The organism is Streptomyces sp. NPDC051173, assembly GCF_040689515.1.
Taxonomy (GTDB): Bacteria; Actinomycetota; Actinomycetes; order Streptomycetales; family Streptomycetaceae; genus Streptomyces.
This window is the reverse complement of the sequence record NZ_JBFBBD010000035.1, coordinates 33409-51115: the sequence shown is the minus strand read 5'-3', so window position 1 is coordinate 51115 and position 17707 is coordinate 33409. Positions and strand designations below refer to the sequence as shown.

The window sequence follows — 17707 nt, the reverse complement described above, 5'->3', positions numbered from 1 at the left end:
CCCCGTCGGCAGCTGCCTGTTCGGCCACTGTGGCGAGGGCGTCGATCTCGCCTTGGGCCTCGGCGGCCCGGGCCCTGGCCGTCCAGTATCTGCTCGCGGGGCCCGGTGTTCGCGCCGTCATCCAGGTGTGGGATGGCTCATCCTGCCGGTTTTTATGGCGGATAGGAGGGGGCGGAGCCTGGCGGGGGTGGTGGTGAGGATGGTGGCGGGGTCGTCGCTTTCGCGGAGGTGGATCGCGCCGGTCGGGGTCGCGGCGATATAGACGCAGGACGACGCTTCCTCGCTGTATGAGGATTTCTGCCAGTTGAGTGCGGGCATGCTGGCGACCCTCCGGGATTCGTGAGTCGCTGGCAGTCAGCGGTTGAAGCTCCCGGCTTTTATCCCGGCTATGAAGTGGCGGAGTCTGCCGGAGGTTGTGGTGAGGACCGTCTCCGGAGCGTCGCTTTCGTAGAGGTAGACCGTGTCGGCACGGGCGGCGGCCAGGTGGATGCAGGCGTCCCCTTCGCCGCTGAACGATGACTTTTGCCAGTCGCGACCGGTCACGTCATTCCCCTTTCAAGGACTGGGCGATGTTCTGAATCAGGTCGCGCGATGCGCCTTCTGGGAGCGCGACGGCTTCCATGCGATCGAGCACGACGCGGTACTTCTCCAACTGGGCTGCTGCGTCGAGGAACTCGGAGCCGTGCTCGGTGTCAAGGTGAACGGTGTCGAGTTGGGTTACTGGTCCCGCGGCGTAAAGGATCGATTGGCCGGACCCCGGGAACGAGTCGGCGTCGAACGGGATGACGAGCACGGTGACGTGGTCGCAGTCGGACATCTTGATGATGTGTTCCAGCTGCTGGAGAGAGGTGGAGGGTCCGCCGAAGCGCATGCGTAGAGCTGCCTCGTGGATGATTGCCGTGTACGGCGTTGGGTCGCTTCGGTAGAGCACCGCTTGCCGCTTGATCCGGTGGGATACGCGGTGCTCCACCTCGGGAGGTGAGAGTGGCGGCACGACCTGGCGAAAGATCTCGCGTGCGTGTTCCGCTGTTTGCAACAGTCCGGGAAGGTGCGCGACATAGGCTGCCCGGAGAGCCGTCGCGTGGTGTTCAAGTTCGGCCAGGTCCAGCAGGCTTGCGGGGAGGATGTCCCGGTATTCCTCCCACCACCCCCGCTTCCGTTCCCCTGTCATGCTGATGAGGCCGTTGATCAGGGCTTCGTCGCAGCACGAGTAGTTGTGCGCCAGCGCGCGTACGCGATCTGCGCTCACCCCGAAACGGCTCGCTTCGATATTGCTGATCTGTGCCTGATTGGTGCCGAGCAGCCGTCCGGCTGCCGTTGAGGTCAGTCCGGCACGCTCACGCAACTTCCTCAACTCGGCGCCCAGTCGGAGTTGGCGAACGGTCGAGCTGCCCCTCACCGGCATGTGCGGTCCCTCTCTGTCGTACGTAGTGAGTATCGGTCACCCACATGGGTGGGAACTGCAACTCTTCAGCCTCTACGGCTAAATAATTTATGACCGTGACGCTACCGTGTGAGCCACACCACTCGACGCCGCGTTCGCGCCGACGTGATCCAACTCCACCTCCCGCCAGGAGACTTCCGTGGACACCGTAGCCAAACCGCACCCCTGGACCTACACCCTCGAACTGCCGCGCGACCCCCGCGCCCCCGGAATCGCCCGTGCCACCCTCCGTTCCGTACTCCACGGGCACGGCATGCCGGAACTCGCCGAAACCGCCGAGCTGTTGGCGTCAGAGCTGGTCACGAACGCGTACGTGCACACGGAAGGCCCGTCCTCGATGCGCGTGGACGGGGAGGAAGGGGATCACCTGCGAGTGAGCGTGTGGGACACCTGTCCGAGGGTTCCTGCGCTCTTCGGCGGGGCCGCCTCCGGTACGCGCGGCGGGGCGGAGGGTGACGGTGGGCGGGGGCTGTGGCTCGTGCGGGTGTTGGCGAGCGCGTGGGGGAGCGACCGGGGTGACGCGGGCGGCAAGGTGCTGTGGTTCGAGCTGGACTCCGAGGGGCGCCCGGTGCGGAAGAATCCGTCGCCCGTCGCCCGTCGGCTGCGGCGAGTGCGCCGGGCTGGAGGCCGTACGCCGGAAGGTGGTCGCGTCGGGCGCCGCGCGGCGGGCGGTGGAGGAGGCGACGATCGCCGTCCGCAGGCACTTCCGGAACGCGCACCTCCTGAACGGGGGCACGTGGTGAGGAACTGCGCACACCGGTCGGGATGGACGCGGGACGGAAGCGCGTCGAGCTGCGATACGTGCGGCACCCGCCGCTTCGCGGACTACGCGTCCCTGCGCCCGCCGGGCCTCCCGCAATGGATCACCCCGAAACCCCGCCACCGCCACGAGGCCGACCGCGCGGCGGCTCACCAGATCCCACACATCGCACGGCCGACGCGCCGTACCGTGACCGAAACCCACCCCCCGCCGCGTCCCTTTCCCGCCATGGGCGACATGCTCGGAGGATGTCGCAGTTCCACAGCCAGGATTACGAGCGCATGCTCGACCGCGTCGTCGCCGTACTCGAGAGCGACGACCCGGCGGCGTCAGGGCGGCTGATATCGGAGCATCTCCACAGCGCCTTCGACTGCGGGACGGTGATCTTCGCCGAGATCCGTACGGCGCAGCGGAGCGGGCGGGCGCTGGGGTGGGCGCCGGGGTCGATCGGGGAGGCGGCGGAGCACGTCATCCGGCGGCGGGTGGTGCAGCGGCACCCCATGATCTCGTACATGGCCGCCGGGCAGCAGAGCCCGGCGATCGTCAGCGAGATCTGCGACAAGTGGCGCCACTCGCAGTGGTATTCCGAGGCCCGCCGGGACTACGGCACGACCCAGCAGCTGGGGCTGCCGCTGCCGGGGGAACCCGGGGTCCTGCGCGTCGTCTCGCTGGGCCGGCTCGGGGATTTCGGCCGACGCGAGCTCGCCTTCGCGCAGCGGATCCAGCCACTGCTCGTCAGCGCGCACCGGAACATGCGGGAGCAGCAGCGGCTGCGCGACGCGCTGGCGGCGGCCACCGAACCTGTGCGGCAGATCGAGAGCCACGGGCTGACGCCCCGCGAACTCACCGTGCTCGGGCTGCTCGCCGAGGGCCTCACCGCCGAGGTCATCGGCCGGCGCCTCACCATCTCCCCGCACACCGTCAACCGGCACCTGGAGAAGATCTACCGCAAGCTCGGCACCAACAACCGCGTCTCCACCGTATCGCTGGCCCGCCGCTCCGGCCTCGTCATGTGACTAGGAAGACTTTCCTATGGCGGGGTCCGGCCCCCTTCGTCAGGCTCGGAAGCAGAGGTGGAGCCGCCGACGCCGACCGCGGGGGATTCGGCGTCGGCGGACTCCCGCCGGCCGGGCGGGACCCCCAGAGCGGATACCGGTCAGCGGGACCGCTCCCGCACCCGGTCCACCCGGCGGATCTCGACCCGGGACGGGCCCTTGCCGAAGGCGGCGACAGGCGCGGAGTGCTTCAGGGCGGCGTCGACCGTGGGCAGCGACGGGGCGTCGCGTCGGACGGTCGGGGTCGTGACCACGTAGTCGACATCCCGCCAGCCGTGCGGCAGGGACTTCGCCACCGCCGGATCCAGATCGGCCTTGTAGAACCAGACGGCGCCGGTACGCGGCGGGTAGCCGGCGTGCACGAGGTCGAGCCAGACCGCGTCGTCGGTGAGCACGCGCGTACGGCCCGGACAGGGCACCTTGTCCCGGTCCCGCAGCCAGGAAGCCGCCGCGCGGTAAGGGCGGTTGACGTCGGCGGTGAGCTCCGTGCGCGTGCCCTCGTACCAGCGCGGCCCGGCGTACGCGACCGCCGCCGCGGCCAGCAGTACGACCGCCGTCCAGCGCGCCGGGTACCACCGGCGGCAGAAGCCGGGCCGCGTGCGCAGCAGCGCGCACGCGACCGCCGCGGCCACCCCGGCGAGGGTCAGGGCCAGGAAGGGCAGCGCCTGGACGACGTACATCGCGGGGAGGTAGCCGGACGGCCGCAGGGCCACGGCCGCCAGCAGCAGCACGGCCACCGCGGGCCCCGCGAGCGCCCGGCCGGTGACGGAGCGGCGCACGCACACCAGCAGCAGGACCGCGGCGAGCAGCCCGCCCAGCGGCAGGGCCCGGTCGTAGTACAGCCAGGAGTCCAGCACCCGGTGCGCGGCCGAACCGGGGGAGAGCAGGAAGCCCGAACCCGCCCGGCTCATCTGGTAGGTGACGCCCTCCACGAGCGACACATGGCCGGGCCCGGGCAGCAGTTCGTGGTTGAGCAGCGCGAACAGCGGATACGACAGGCCGGTCAGCGCGCAGGCCAGCACCGCGCCCGTGACCGCGAACTTACGGGTCGCGCGGTGGCTGTGGCGCCACAGCGTCAGCAGCAGCGCGGGCAGCACGATCAGGATCGTCTCCTTCGACAGCACGCCGATCGCGGCCGCCAGGCCCGCACCGAAGTGGTGCCACAGGTGCCGCTGCGGGGAGGCCGCCAGGCAGAAGGCCAGCAGCATCCACATCACGGCGATGTTGTCGAGGAAGATCTCCCGCTGGAAGACGACGGACAGCGGCGACAGCCCGTAGAGCGCCATGGCCAGCCCCGCCGCCCAGTGCTGCAACCCGAGCCGCCGCCCCAGCACGTACACCAGTACCGCGCTCACCGCCGACACCAGCAGCATCGCGTGGCGCATCGGCGCGACCGACATCAGATCCGGCGCGACGACCGAGGGCACCGCCGTCAGCACCGCGAGCTGGAGCCAGCCCAGGGGCGGATGGTCGTACCAGTACGTGTACGGCGCGAGCCCCTTGCCGTGCTGGACGGCCCACGCCTGCGCCAGATACGTCCCCTCGTCGTCGCTCAGGGAGGGGTAGCCCGTGATGTTCCGGCCCTGCACCAGCACGATCACGACGAGCAGCAGCCCGCACAGCACGAGGTCCGGCACGGACCGGCGCAGCCGCAGCACCGGTCTGACGACCGCGTGCGGGCGCCGGAGCACGGGCGGCGGCCGGAAGGGGGTGACGGGCGGGGCGGACGCGGCAAGCGGGGTCAAGAAGTGACGTCCTCTCGGATCAGATGCGCGCCTACGTGCTGGGTCAGCTCCCACTCGTCGCGGCCCCGCTGCTCCCGCCAGACCGCGCGGAGGGCGGCCCCGGCGAGCAGCAGCTGGTAGCAGGGCCCGCCCGCGATCAGCTTGAGGTAGTGCCGCAGGCGCACGCGCAGCCCGTACTGCACACCGAAGTCGTGCAGCCCGACGACCTCGAAGACGAAGGTGACGAAGGCGGTGACGGCCGGCAGGAAGGTCAGCACGGCGACCTGGACGGGGACGTGCAGGAGGAACGTCACCACGACGTTGAGCGGGATGATGACGCCCGTGAACGCCTGCATGAACGGCGTCATCAGGGTGTAGCGGGCCAGCATCCGCTGTCCGAACGTGGGCAGCCGCCGCCAGTCCCGCTTGCGGTAGACCTGGAGGAAGCCCTGGTTCCACCGGGTGCGCTGCTTGAGCAGGCTCAGCAGGGTGTCCGGCGTCTCCTCGCGGGTGACCATCTCGGAGTCGTACGCCACGACCACGCGCCGGCCCCTGCTCGACAGCCGTACGCCGAGGTCGCAGTCCTCCGCGAGGCAGTCGGGGTCCCAGCCGCCGGCCTCGCGCAGCACGTCGGTGCGGACGAAGACGGTGTTGCCGCCCAGCGGGATGAAGCCCTTCTGCGCGTGCAGGTGCAGGCGGCTGCGGAACCAGAAGAAATACTCCAGGCAGTTGCGCAGGCTGTACCAGCTGGAGTGGAAGTTGATCAGCTGGACGCCGCCCTGCACCACGTCCGCGCCCGTCGCGCGGAAGGCGTGGTCGACGTGCGCGAGCAGCGCCGGGTGCACCTGGTCCTCGGCGTCGAAGACCCCGACGACGTGGCCGAGGCAGTGGGGGAGCGCGGTGTTCAGCGCCTTGGGCTTGTTCTTCTTCGCGTGGGTGTCGACGATCACGCGCACGTGCCCGGGGGCCGCGGCCGCGACGCGCTCGGCGACCGCGGCGGTCTCCGGGTCGTCGTGCCCGACGATCACCAGGATCTCGAACCGGGTGTGCGTGGACTCCAGCAGCCGTCTGACGGTGGGTTCGAGCACGGCTTGTTCGTGCCGGGCGGGCAGCAGCAGCGAGAAGCTGAGGGCCGTGTCACCGCTCGGCTGCTCGAAACGGGTCGCCGCGAGCGTCTCGGGCGTGCGCCAGGCGTGCATCTGCCACCACAGCGTGAACGCGGCCATCCAGAACAGCGTCAGGGACACGGCACCGACGACAACGGACGTGAGCAACGAAGTCCCCCCGCATTACCTTTTTCGTGGCTCCCCATTCGCACCATTCGCACGAGAGGGTACGGGCGGTGGGCGCGGACGCGACGGGGAACGGGTGAAAGCCGAGCCCCCGAACTAATGGGCGGTGAAGGGAAGTTGACGGATCGCCACCTTACGGACGGACCCACTTCCGCCCGGCGGCCGGGAGTGGGAAGCTGCCCTCTATGGGTGCATTGAGGCGCATTCGGGGCCGGCGGTTGCTGTGCGCGGCGGGAGCCGCGGCGCTCATGGGCCCGGCACTGCTGGCCCTCACCGGCTGCGAGCCGACCGGTGACGGCGGCCTCGACGCGATCACCGTCGCCGTCGCCACCGGGAAGCGGGCCACGGACGAGCTGAAGGGTGAAGGCTATTACGTGCGCTGGCTCTCGTGTACCGGAAAGGCGGAGGACGGCGGCGTCACGGACAAGGGGTCGCCGCGGCCGGTCACGGCGATCGGGGTCGACTGCGAGGGGCGGACCGGGGGCGGAGGGAAGATCATCGTTTTCGGGCGGGTGACGGGCATGTCGGGCGACGCGTGTGTGAGGGGGCGGTTGACGGCGAAGGTGGACGGGCGGACGGTGTTCGTGGTGTCGGTGCTGGGGGATTGCTCGCGGGCGTCTTCCGGTGTGTCCGGTTCGCCGTCTTCCGGTTTGTCCGGTGGGCCGACGCGGCCTCCTTCGGGGGGATCGGGGTCGCCGAGTTGTTCGCCCTCCGGGCGGGGGGTGTCTGCGACGCCGCCTACGCCGTCGGCGCTGCCGGGGAAGTAGCGCCTGCGGCGGGCTTTTTCCCCTACCCGCCCCTTCCCGAAACTGGGGGCAAGCCCCCAGACCCCCAGCAACACGCTTCGCGCGTTGTCCTCAAACTCCCCCAGCTACCGCTGGGAGGTGCCCCCAACGCGCTGAATGGCTCGTTCTCGCTCCGGCATACCCTTGGGCCATGTCCGAGTCACCGCTCATCATGAGTCTGCGTACGGCGGTCGAAGCCGCCCCCGACGACGTGCCCCTGCGTCTGCACCTCGCCCAGCTTCTGCTCGACGCGGGACTCGGTCAGGACGCCATCGGTCACGTCGCCGCCGCGTTGCAGCGCGAACCCGGCAACGCCGAGGCGCAGGCGCTGATAGCCCGCGCCGTCGCGCCCCCCGTCGCCGCGCCCGCCCCCACCTCGTACGACTGGAAGCGCGCCGAGAACGAGCTCTCCGACGTCGTGCCGCCCGCCTTCGTACGGGAGGAGCAGGAGGAGGAGCCGCACGCCCCGCTCGCCGTCGACGGCGACGACGCGGACGACGGGTCCCTGTGGGAGGTCGAGGCCGGCAGCGTCAAGCTTGCGGACGTCGGCGGGATGTACGAGGTCAAGGAGCGCCTGGAGGCGGCCTTCCTCGCGCCCATGCGCAATCCCGAGCTGCGCAAGCTGTACGGCAAGAGCCTGCGCGGCGGCCTGCTGATGTACGGGCCGCCCGGCTGCGGCAAGACGTACATCGCGCGCGCCGTGGCGGGAGAGCTCGGCGCCCGCTTCATGTCGGTGAGCATCAGCGACGTCCTCGACATGTGGATCGGCAAATCCGAGCGCAACCTGCGCCAGCTCTTCGACACCGCCCGGCGCAACGCCCCGTGCGTGCTCTTCCTCGACGAGATCGACGCCCTCGGCGCCAAGCGCAGCCAGATGCGTCACACGGGCATGCGCAACACCGTCAACCAGCTCCTCACCGAGCTCGACGGTGTCGACGGCAGCGCCAACGAGGGCCTCTTCGTGCTCGCCGCCACCAACCACCCGTGGGACGTCGACACCGCGCTGCGCCGGCCGGGCCGTTTCGACCGGATGCTGCTCGTCCTGCCGCCCGACCAGCCCGCCCGCGAGGGCATCCTCCACCACCACCTCAAGGACCGGCCCGTCGCGGGCATCGACCTGGCGAAGCTGGCCAAGCGGACCGACGGGTTCTCGGGCGCGGACCTCCAGCACCTGTGCGAGTCCGCCGCGGAGCGCGCGCTGCTGGACTCCGTACGGACCGGCCGGGCCCGCATGATCGAGATGTCCGACCTGCTCGCCGCGCTCGACCACGTGCGGCCGTCGACCGGCCCGTGGTTCGCCTCGGCGCGCAACGTGGCGCAGTTCGCGAACGAGGGCGGCTCCTACGACGAGCTGCTCGCGTATCTGAAGCGGAAGAAGATGCTTTGAGCACCGCCACCTCCGACGCCGTGGCCCGCGCCATGGCGCTCATCGACATAGAACGCTACGAACAGGCAGAGAAGACCCTGAGGGAGCACCTGGCCCGGGAGCCCGACGACTCCCGGGCCTGGGAGCGCCTCGCCGTCTGCCGGTTCCAGGCCGACGACTGGCAGGGCGCCCTGCGGGCCGCCGAGGAGTCCCTGCGGGCGGACCCGGAGCAGGCGGACGCCCACCTGCGGCGGAGCGACGCCCTGCGGATCGCCGGCATGTCCTACGACGCGGTGGACGCCGCCCGCGAGGGCGTCCGGATGCTCCCGCAGGAGCCCATCCCGCGGGTGGTGCTGTCGAAGGCGCTGCGCCTGCTGCCGGGCGGCGAGGGGGTCGGCGAGGCCTACGAGGCGGCCCTGGAGGCGATCCGGCTGAGGCCGGAGCTGGCCTCCGCCCACTTCGCGCTCTACATGGCGGCGTACTCCATGGGCCGCAAGGACATCTGCGAGCAGGCCATGCGCCACGTGCTCACCTTCGACCCCGGCAATGGCAGCGCCCGCAACAACCTCGCGGCCCTGGCCGCCGAGCGGCCCCACTCCGACCTCTACGAAGCCCTGGGCGACGTCTCGGCGGCCCTCGCCGCCGACCCCAACTCCTCGCACGCCCACCACAACCTGCGGTTCATCACCGGCAAGCTGATGCGCCGCGCCTGCTGGCCCGCTCTCGCGTGCTTCGCCATCGCCATCTTCACGATGATCGTCACCGACACGTCCGAGCCCGGCCACAACCTGCCCCCGGACATCCCGCTCGCCGCCCGGCTCGCCGGGATCGCGGCGATGGCCGCGCTCTGGGCCGGCTGCTTCCTCCGGTTCCGGCACAAGATCCCGGCACCGCTGCGCGGCTCCGTCGCGCAACTGCCGCGCCGCAGCGTCCCCCTCCGCGCGATCGCCCTGGGCGCGGCGTGGTGCACCCTGGTCTCGATCCTGCTCCTGACGGTCCGCCTGGACCCCCAGTGGCTGTTCGGCGTCTTCAACATCAGCGCCCTGGGCGGGCTGGGGGCCTGCATGGCGTTCGCGACCAGGACGAAGCGTGGAAACCGGCGCCGGTAAGATCCGCTGGGTATCAGCCGAACGAGATCCCAAGGAGCCCACCGGTGGCGGGAGAACCGCAGGCCGACTGCCTGTTCTGCAAGATTGCCTCGGGCAAGGTCCCGGCGACCGTCGTCCGTGAGACGGACACGACGGTGGCCTTCCAGGACATCAACCCCCAGGCGCCCACGCACGTCCTGGTCATCCCCAAGGTGCACTACCCCGACGCCGCCTCCCTGGCCGCAGCGGAGCCGCAGGTCGCCGCCGACATACTGTGCGCGGCGGAGGAAGTGGCCTCGATGACCGGCATCAAGGAGACGGGCTTCCGGATCGTCTTCAACACCGGCGCGGGCGCGGGGCAGACCGTCTTCCACGCCCACGCCCACGTGCTCGGCGGCCGTTCCCTCAACTGGCCTCCCGGCTAGAGCGGAGCGACTCCCTTGTCCGTACGCGAACTCGTCGTCCTGGGCACCGCCAGCCAGGTGCCCACGAGGCACCGGAACCACAACGGCTACGTCCTGCGCTGGGACGGCGAGGGGCTGCTCTTCGACCCCGGAGAGGGGACGCAGCGGCAGATGCTGCGGGCGGGGGTGGCGGCGCACGACCTCAACCGGATCTGCGTCACCCACTTCCACGGTGACCACTCGCTCGGGCTCGCCGGGGTCGTCCAGCGGATCAACCTCGACCGCGTGCCGCACCCGGTCACCGCGCACTACCCGCGCAGCGGCCGGCGCTTCTTCGACCGGCTGCGGTACGCCACGGCCTACCGCGAGACGGTGGAACTGCACCAGGAGCCGGTGTCCGGCGAGGGCGCGGTGCTGGCCGAGACACCCTCGTACGTCCTGGAGGCGCGCCGCCTCTCGCACCCCGTCGAGTCCTACGGCTACCGCCTGACCGAACCCGACGGCCGGCGCATGCTGCCCCACCTCCTCGCGGCACACGGCATCGCGGGCCCGGACGTGGGACGCCTCCAGCGGGACGGCGCGCTCGGCGGGGTCACCCTGGACGCGGTGAGCGAGGTGCGGCGCGGGCAGCGGTTCGCGTTCGTGATGGACACGCGGCTGTGCGACGGGGTGTACGCGCTGGCCGAGGGCTGCGACATGCTCGTCATCGAGTCGACGTTCCTGGACGAGGACGCCGCGCTGGCCGTCGACCACGGTCACTTGACGGCGGGTCAGGCGGGCGCGGTGGCCGCGGCGGCGGGCGTGCGGCATCTTGTGCTGACGCACTTCTCGCAGCGCTACGACGACCCGGCCGTTTTCGAACGGCAGGCTCGGGGGGCGGGGTTCGCGGGTGAGGTGACGGTGGCGCGGGACCTGATGCGGGTGGCGGTGCCGCGGCGGGTGTGAGGGTTTGTGCGGGCTACGGTCCGCACAATTCAGCCCGTCCGGCGTTTGAGGACGCGGCCGCAGGCCGCTCCCGCCGCAGGCGGCAACGGACCCGCGCTCGGGGGTCTGGGGCACGCGCCCCAGTTTCGGGAAGGGGCGGGTAGGGGAACAAGCCCGCCGCAGGCGCGACGGACCCGCACCCCCACGCAGCCCGCCTACGGCAGGAAGTACATCGGGTTCGGCAGCTTGTACGTGTGCTTCGCGTAGCCACCCGACAGGTCGCTGTACTGGTCGCCGAAGTTGCCCACGATGTCGTAGCCCTCGGACTCGATGTGCTTGCGGGTGCCCGACTTGTACTCCACCGTCGTGCAGGAGGCACCGCACGGCAGATACGCCGGCGGCGTCTTCTTGTTCTTCAGGAAGAAGTGCGCGGGGTCGGCGGCGGCCTTGTAGCCCGCGTTCTTGAGGTTGCGGACGCTCCAGTCGCGCTGGTGCTCGTCGCGGCCGGTGACGTAGAAGACCGTGATGCCCTTGGACCGCGCCCAGTTGACGAGCTGCGGCATGCCGAAGACGGGGGCCATGTCCGTGGACTTCAGGTAGGCGTCCTGCGACGCGGGGGTGAAGTTGAAGCCCTGCTGGAGCTCGTAGTTGTAGGTCAGCAGGGTGGTGTCGTCGACGTCCAGCACGATGGCGGGCTTGGCGCCCTTCTTGCCGGGCTTGTTCTTGACGGCGCGCTCCAGCTGGGCCTTGGCCTTCTTCTGGATGTCCGCGAGCTGCTTGGCGTAGTTGCTGTCGGGCGAGGCGTAGTGCTGGCCCTTCTTGTCCACGGTGTCGCCGTAGTACGCCTTGATCTTGTCGGTGACCTTGGTGAGGTTCGGGATCTCCTTGTCCGTGCGCGGAGCGGAGTGGTCGGCGGTGGCCGCGCCCGCGGCGTAGAGGCCGGTGCCGACGGCGACGGCCGCGGTGACCGCGGCGATGCGGACGCGCTTGCGCTTGGACGTGAGGGAGGGCTGCACGGAGACTCCAGGTGAGCAGGGTGGGTGCAGCGCGAAACTAGAGGTTTGGCCGTCCTCGGTCAAGGGTATTCAGGGTGATTTTCTACGCGCGGAGACCGGTGGCGCGGACGTCGGGCCCCGGGCGAGGCCCGGCACCCGTCGTCTCAGACCGCCGTGGGCTCCTGCCGCAGGGCCGCCGGGCCCCAGCCGTTCGCCTTCGCGCTCTCCGTCGCGCGGTCCAGGATGCGCGCCGCGGCCGCGGGGGAGTCGACCAGCGGATGCAGCACCAGAGCGCGGAGGGCGGCCGTACGGTCGTGCCGTACGGCGGCCTGGATCGCCGCCCGTTCGACGGCCTTGAGCTGGAGCATCAGACCCAGCTGGTCCTCGCTCAGCGGGGCGCACGGCAGCGGTCTCGCGCCGTCCGCGCCCACCTCGCAGACCGTCTCGATGATGGCGTCCGGGTCCAGCGCCGGAACGGTCGTCCCGTTGGGCACGTTGAGGATCAGGCGCGTGCGCTCGTCCCGGGAGACCGCCCGCATCAGGGCGAGCGCCACCTGGTCGTAGCCGCCGCCCTCCAGGTCGCACGAGTCGCGCTGCCAGCCGCCGCTCGCGGCCCGGCTCTCGGCCATGTAGGTCTCCTCGCGGTGCAGCCGGGTGCGCTCCCACAGGCGGTACGCCTGGTCGGGTGACTCGGCCGCCTTGTGGAAGAACCCGCCCTGCTGCTGGTCGAGGAACTCGCCGCGGGTCTCGACCGCCTCCAGGACCGAACGCAAGGTCTCACGGCGGAAGTAGTAATAGTGCAGATATTCGTTGGGCAACGTGCCCAGGGCCTGGAGCAGCTGCGGGCCGAAGAGCTTGCCCTCCTCGAAGGAGGCGAGCGCCGCTTCATTCGCCAGGAGTTCAGGAAGGAGATCCCTGTCGTTCACCTTCAACGAGCGCAGCCAGCCGAGGTGGTTGAGCCCCACGTAGTCGCACGTCACCAGGTCCGGGTCGACTCCCGCGGCGCGCGCCGCGCGGCGCACCAGCCCCACGGGTGAATCGCAGATGCCGATGACCCGTTCGCCCAGGACCTGTGCCATCGCCTGGGTGACCATGCCCGCCGGATTGGTGAAGTTGATGACCCACGCGTCGGGGGCGACCGCCGCCACCCGCTCGGCGATGTGCAGGGCCACGGGGATCGTCCGCAGTCCGTAGAGCACACCGCCCGCGCCCACCGTCTCCTGTCCCAGCACGCCCTCGCCGAGGGCGATCCGCTCGTCCCGCACGCGTCCGGCGGTGCCGCCCACCCGGATCGCGGAGAACACGAAGTCCGCGCCGCTCAGGGCCTCGTCCAGGTTGCGGGCGATCTTCACCGCCGGGGCGTCCGGCACGTCCTTCGCCTGCGCCGCCAGCACGGACGCGATCACCCGCAGCCGCATCGAGTCGGTGTCGTAGAGCACGAGTTCCGTGCAGCGGCCGGGAGTACCGCGCCGCGCGTCGTCCAACAGGGCCCGGTGCACCAAGGGCACTCGGAAACCGCCACCGCCGAGAATCGTCAGCCTCATGGAACGGAACGTATCGCAGCATCGGGCAGACTGTCCGGACCCGCACCCGTGAGAGGAGCAGCGAGCGAGCATGACGATCATTTCGCCTCATGCGGCACCGCAGTCGGCTTTCCCCGGCGAGCGCTTGCAGGGAGGTGGGTGCGCGGAGAATTTCGCCGGAACGGCCGTGCCCTGTCTCGACCCGCTCGCGGAGGTGCGGGCCGAGGGCGACCCGGAGACCGACGTCTATCTGACCGGCACGGTCTTCCTCGACATCATCTTCACCGGCCTGGACTCCGCCCCCGTGCGCGGCACGGAGTCCTGGGCGCGCGGCATGGGATCGAGCCCCGGCGGCATCGCCAACATGGCCACCGCCCTCGCCCGTCTCGGCCTGCGCACCTCGCTCGCCGCCGCCTTCGGTGACGACATGTACGGCGAATACTGCTGGGAGGCCCTCTCCCGCGGCGAGGGCATCGACCTCGGCCTCTCCCGCACGGTCCCCGGCTGGCACTCCCCGGTCACCGTCTCCATGGCCTACGAGGGCGAGCGGACGATGGTCTCCCACGGACACGAGGCGCCGCCGCCCGAGGAGCCCGCCCCCGAGTGCCCGCCCCCGGCCCGCGCCGCCGTCGCCCTCCTGGTGCCCGGCCGGCAGGAGGAGTGGATCGGACACGCCGCCCGCCGGGGCAGCCGGGTCTTCGCCGACGTCGGCTGGGACGAGACCGGCCGCTGGGACCCCGCCGACCTCGCCGACCTGGAGCACTGCGAGGCGTTCCTGCCCAACGCCGAGGAGGCCATGCGCTACACGCGGACGGACTGCCCGCGCGCCGCCGCCCGCGCGCTGGCCGAGAAGGTGCCGGTCGCCGTCGTCACCATGGGGGAGAAGGGCGCGTACGCGGTCGACAGCGCCACGGGCAAGAGCGCCGAGGTGCCCGCCATCGCGGTCGAGGCGCTCGACCCCACCGGCGCGGGCGACGTCTTCGTCGCGGGCTTCGTCACCGGCACCCTCGCGGGCTGGCCGCTCGCCGACCGCCTCGCCTTCGCGGGCCTGACCGCCGCCCTGTCCGTACAGGAATTCGGAGGGTCACTGTCCGCGCCCGGCTGGGTGGAGATCGCCGCCTGGTGGAAGCACGCGCGGTCCTTCGACGACCAGTCCCCGGCCGCCCTGCGCCGCTACGCCTTCCTCGACGGCATCCTGCCCGCGGCGGCCCGGCCCTGGCCGCTGCGCCGGGCGGTGCCCACGCTGGGTTTCCGCCAGCCGTAAAACCCCTCTGACCTGTCGGACCCCCGACGTACCCTGAAGACACAGCAGACAGACCCAGACGGACACGGAAAGAGGGATGAGCAGGCCCCAGAGCCGGCCCATGACTCAGACACCCACACAGCCGCAGGCGACCGCCCGGTTCACCGTCCCGGCCAAGCACCCCATGGTGACGGTCCTGGGCTCCGGGGACTCGCTCCTGCGCGTGATCGAGAAGGCATTCCCCGCCACGGACATACACGTGCGGGGCAACGAGGTCAGCGCCACCGGGGAGCCGCGTGAAGTCGCCCTCGTGCAGCGCCTGTTCGACGAGATGATGCTGGTGCTCCGCACGGGCGCGCCGATGACGGAGGACGCGGTGGAACGGTCGATCGCCATGCTTCGGAACGAAGAGGGTCAGGAGGCGACCCCCGCCGAGGTCCTCACGCAGAACATCCTCTCCAGCCGGGGCCGCACCATCCGCCCCAAGACGCTCAACCAGAAGCTCTACGTCGACGCCATCGACAAGCACACGGTCGTCTTCGGCATCGGCCCCGCGGGCACCGGAAAGACCTATCTGGCCATGGCCAAGGCGGTCCAGGCCCTGCAGTCCAAGCAGGTCAACCGGATCATCCTGACCCGCCCGGCCGTCGAGGCCGGCGAGCGCCTCGGCTTCCTGCCCGGCACGCTCTACGAGAAGATCGACCCCTACCTGCGGCCGCTCTACGACGCGCTGCACGACATGCTCGACCCCGACTCGATCCCGCGCCTCATGGCGGCGGGCACGATCGAGGTCGCGCCGCTGGCATATATGCGTGGCAGGACCCTTAATGACGCCTTCATCATCCTGGACGAGGCACAGAACACCAGCCCCGAGCAGATGAAGATGTTCCTCACCCGCCTCGGCTTCGACTCGAAGATCGTCATCACCGGTGACATCACCCAGGTCGACCTGCCGGGCGGCACCAAGAGCGGCCTGCGGCAGGTCCAGGAGATCCTCGAAGGCGTGGAGGACGTCCACTTCTCGCGGCTCACCAGCAACGACGTGGTCCGGCACAAGCTGGTCGGCCGTATTGTCGACGCGTACGAGCAGTACGACAGCCGCAACGGAAAGTAAGTCGCGTAGACCCATGGCAATCGACGTCAACAACGAATCCGGCACGGACATCGACGAGCAGGCCGTCCTCGATGTCGCCCGCTACGCCCTCGCCCGGATGCGCATCCACCCGCTCTCCGAACTCTCGGTCATCGTCGTCGACGCCGAAGCCATGGAGCAGCTCCACATCCAGTGGATGGATCTCCCCGGCCCGACCGACGTGATGTCCTTCCCGATGGACGAGCTGCGCCCGCCCGCCAAGGACGACGACGAGCCCCCGCAGGGCCTGCTCGGCGACATCGTGCTCTGCCCGGAGGTGGCGCGGAAGCAGGGCCAGGAGGCGCCGACCGGCCACTCCATGGACGAGGAGCTCCAGCTGCTCACCGTCCACGGCGTGCTCCACCTCCTCGGCTACGACCACGAGGAGCCCGAGGAGAAGGCCGAGATGTTCGGCCTCCAGGCCGCCATCGTCGACGGCTGGCGCGCCGAGCGCGGGATCGAGGGGCCCTCCCCGGCTCCGACGTTCACGTGACCGGCCGGCTGATCGCGGCCGCGGTCCTGCTGCTCGTCGTCGCCTGGCTCGCCGCCTGCGCCGAGGCCGGCCTCGCCCGGACCACCCGGTTCCGGGCCGAGGAGGCCGTACGGTCGGCGCGGCGCGGCAGCGCCCGGCTGATGGCCGTCGCCGCCGACCCCACCCGCTATCTCAACGTGGCGCTGCTGGTGCGCGTCGCCTGCGAGATGGCGGCGGGCGTCGTCGTCACCTACGTCTGCCTGCGGGAGTTCGACGCCACCTGGCAGGCGCTGACCGTCGCCATCGCGGTGATGGTGCTCGTCAGCTACGTGGCCGTCGGCGTCTCCCCGCGCACGATCGGCGCCCAGCACCCGCTGGGCACCGCGACGGCCGCCGCGTACGTCCTGCTGCCGCTCGCCCGCATCATGGGCCCGGTGCCGCAGCTGCTGATCCTCCTCGGCAACGCCTTCACCCCCGGCAAGGGCTTCCGCAAGGGCCCCTTCGCCTCCGAGGCGGAGCTGCGGGCGATGGTCGACCTCGCGGAGAAGGAGTCGCTCATCGAGGACGACGAGCGCCGCATGGTGCACTCCGTCTTCGAGCTCGGCGACACCCTCGTCCGCGAGGTGATGGTGCCCCGCACCGACCTGGTCGTCATCGAGCGAGGCAAGACGATCCGTCAGGCGCTCACACTGGCGCTGCGCTCCGGCTTCTCCCGGATACCGGTGACCGGCGAGAGCGAGGACGACATCGTCGGTGTCGTCTACCTCAAGGACCTCGCCCGCAAGACGCACATCAGCCGTGACGCGGAGTCCGAGCTGGTCTCGACTGCGATGCGGCCCGCCGTCTTCGTCCCCGACACCAAGAACGCGGGCGACCTGCTGCGCGAGATGCAGCAGCAGCGCAACCACTGCGCGGTCGTCATCGACGAGTACGGCGGCACAGCCGGCATCGTCACCATCGAGGACATCCTCGAGGAGATCGTCGGCGAGATCACCGACGAGTACGACCGCGAGCTGCCGCCCGTCGAGGAACTCGGCGACGGCCGCTACCGCGTCACCGCCCGCCTCGACATCGGCGACCTCGGCGAGCTCTACGGTCTGGCCCTGGACGACGAGGACGTGGAGACGGTGGGCGGGCTGCTGGCCAAGGCGCTGGGGCGGGTGCCGATCGCCGGGGCGGTGGCGGAGGTGGGGCTCTCGGATTACGGGCTTGCCGATGTTGTCGGCGGGATGCGGGCGTTGCGGTTGACGGCGGAAGCGGCTGCGGGGCGGCGGAATCGCATTGTGACGGTGCTGGTGGAGCCGGTGCGGTTGCCGCTGGGCGGGGGCTGATCTTTCGCCTGCGGGTGCGTTGCCGCCTGCGGCGGGAGCGCCCTGCGGCCGCGTCCTCAAACGCCGGACGGGCTGGTTTTCCAGCCCGTCCGGCGTTTGAGGACAACGCGCGAAGCGTGTTGCGGGGTCTGGGGCAGCGCCCCAGTTTCGGGAAGGGGCGGGGTAGGGG

General features: G+C 70.7%; 17 protein-coding genes. 10 read left to right on the top strand and 7 right to left on the bottom strand.

Features of this window, described 5'->3' with window-relative positions:
- Nucleotides 1-117: 117 nt before the first annotated feature.
- The 3 genes from AB0435_RS19685 to AB0435_RS19675 are packed head-to-tail and all read right to left on the bottom strand — an operon-like array spanning nt 118 to nt 1405.
- Entirely contained in the window at nt 118-318 is a 201-nt protein-coding gene (locus AB0435_RS19685) for a DUF397 domain-containing protein (RefSeq protein ID WP_366427517.1), read from the bottom strand.
- Nucleotides 319-354: 36 nt separating this feature from the next.
- Entirely contained in the window at nt 355-543 is a 189-nt protein-coding gene (locus AB0435_RS19680; RefSeq protein WP_366007406.1) for a DUF397 domain-containing protein, read from the bottom strand.
- A 1-nt stretch (nt 544) separates the two neighbouring features.
- Nucleotides 545-1405: a Scr1 family TA system antitoxin-like transcriptional regulator gene (locus AB0435_RS19675; RefSeq protein WP_366007405.1), complete on the bottom strand. Its 861-nt coding sequence runs from the start codon at nt 1403-1405 to the stop codon at nt 545-547.
- Between the two features lie 178 nt (nt 1406-1583).
- On the opposite strand from AB0435_RS19675, the gene AB0435_RS19670 reads away from it, so the two are divergent.
- A complete protein-coding gene (locus AB0435_RS19670; RefSeq protein WP_366427516.1) occupies nt 1584-2546 on the top strand; it encodes a DUF6255 family natural product biosynthesis protein in 963 nt (320 codons plus the stop codon).
- Entirely contained in the window at nt 2453-3220 is a 768-nt protein-coding gene (locus tag AB0435_RS19665; protein WP_366427515.1) for a LuxR C-terminal-related transcriptional regulator, read from the top strand. Before AB0435_RS19670 ends, AB0435_RS19665 begins: the two co-directional genes overlap by 94 nt.
- Before the next feature lie 140 nt (nt 3221-3360).
- Here the strand turns inward: AB0435_RS19665 and AB0435_RS19660 are convergent, their stop codons facing one another.
- Both AB0435_RS19660 and AB0435_RS19655 read right to left on the bottom strand, forming a co-directional pair.
- Nucleotides 3361-4950, bottom strand: a complete 1590-nt coding sequence (locus tag AB0435_RS19660; protein ID WP_366427539.1) for a phospholipid carrier-dependent glycosyltransferase — start codon at nt 4948-4950, stop codon at nt 3361-3363.
- Nucleotides 4951-5000: 50 nt separating this feature from the next.
- A complete protein-coding gene (locus tag AB0435_RS19655) occupies nt 5001-6257 on the bottom strand; it encodes a glycosyltransferase (protein WP_366427514.1) in 1257 nt (418 codons plus the stop codon).
- A gap of 954 nt (nt 6258-7211) precedes the next feature.
- On the opposite strand from AB0435_RS19655, the gene AB0435_RS19650 reads away from it, so the two are divergent.
- The 4 genes from AB0435_RS19650 to AB0435_RS19635 are packed head-to-tail and all read left to right on the top strand — an operon-like array spanning nt 7212 to nt 10863.
- The gene (locus AB0435_RS19650) at nt 7212-8447 is read left to right on the top strand and encodes an ATP-binding protein (RefSeq protein WP_366007400.1); all 1236 of its coding nucleotides are present in this window, start codon (nt 7212-7214) and stop codon (nt 8445-8447) included.
- Nucleotides 8444-9535, top strand: a complete 1092-nt coding sequence (locus tag AB0435_RS19645; RefSeq protein WP_366007399.1) for a tetratricopeptide repeat protein — start codon at nt 8444-8446, stop codon at nt 9533-9535. The genes AB0435_RS19650 and AB0435_RS19645 overlap by 4 nt, the downstream gene beginning before the upstream one ends.
- 44 nt (nt 9536-9579) lie before the next feature.
- Entirely contained in the window at nt 9580-9939 is a 360-nt protein-coding gene (locus tag AB0435_RS19640) for a histidine triad nucleotide-binding protein (RefSeq protein WP_361522769.1), read from the top strand.
- A 15-nt stretch (nt 9940-9954) separates the two neighbouring features.
- On the top strand, nt 9955-10863 hold the full coding sequence (locus AB0435_RS19635) for a ribonuclease Z (RefSeq protein WP_366007398.1): 909 nt from the start codon (nt 9955-9957) through the stop codon (nt 10861-10863).
- 194 nt (nt 10864-11057) lie between these two features.
- Here the strand turns inward: AB0435_RS19635 and AB0435_RS19630 are convergent, their stop codons facing one another.
- Complete coding sequence (locus tag AB0435_RS19630; protein ID WP_366427513.1) at nt 11058-11858, bottom strand: HAD family acid phosphatase; 801 nt, start codon at nt 11856-11858, stop codon at nt 11058-11060.
- 143 nt (nt 11859-12001) lie between these two features.
- A complete protein-coding gene (locus tag AB0435_RS19625) occupies nt 12002-13381 on the bottom strand; it encodes a 6-phospho-beta-glucosidase (RefSeq protein WP_366427512.1) in 1380 nt (459 codons plus the stop codon).
- 70 nt (nt 13382-13451) lie between these two features.
- Here AB0435_RS19625 and AB0435_RS19620 point away from each other — a divergent pair, with 70 nt between their 5' ends.
- The 4 genes from AB0435_RS19620 to AB0435_RS19605 all read left to right on the top strand — a co-directional run bounded on the left by AB0435_RS19620 (nt 13452) and on the right by AB0435_RS19605 (nt 17538).
- On the top strand, nt 13452-14624 hold the full coding sequence (locus AB0435_RS19620; protein ID WP_366007395.1) for a PfkB family carbohydrate kinase: 1173 nt from the start codon (nt 13452-13454) through the stop codon (nt 14622-14624).
- A 100-nt stretch (nt 14625-14724) separates the two neighbouring features.
- Nucleotides 14725-15717, top strand: coding sequence for a PhoH family protein (locus tag AB0435_RS19615; protein WP_366007394.1), 993 nt, complete (start codon nt 14725-14727; stop codon nt 15715-15717).
- Between the two features lie 13 nt (nt 15718-15730).
- On the top strand, nt 15731-16228 hold the full coding sequence (ybeY, locus tag AB0435_RS19610) for an rRNA maturation RNase YbeY (RefSeq protein ID WP_366007393.1): 498 nt from the start codon (nt 15731-15733) through the stop codon (nt 16226-16228).
- Nucleotides 16225-17538, top strand: coding sequence for a hemolysin family protein (locus AB0435_RS19605; RefSeq protein ID WP_366007392.1), 1314 nt, complete (start codon nt 16225-16227; stop codon nt 17536-17538). Before ybeY ends, AB0435_RS19605 begins: the two co-directional genes overlap by 4 nt.
- The last annotated feature ends 169 nt before the right edge of the window (nt 17539-17707 follow it).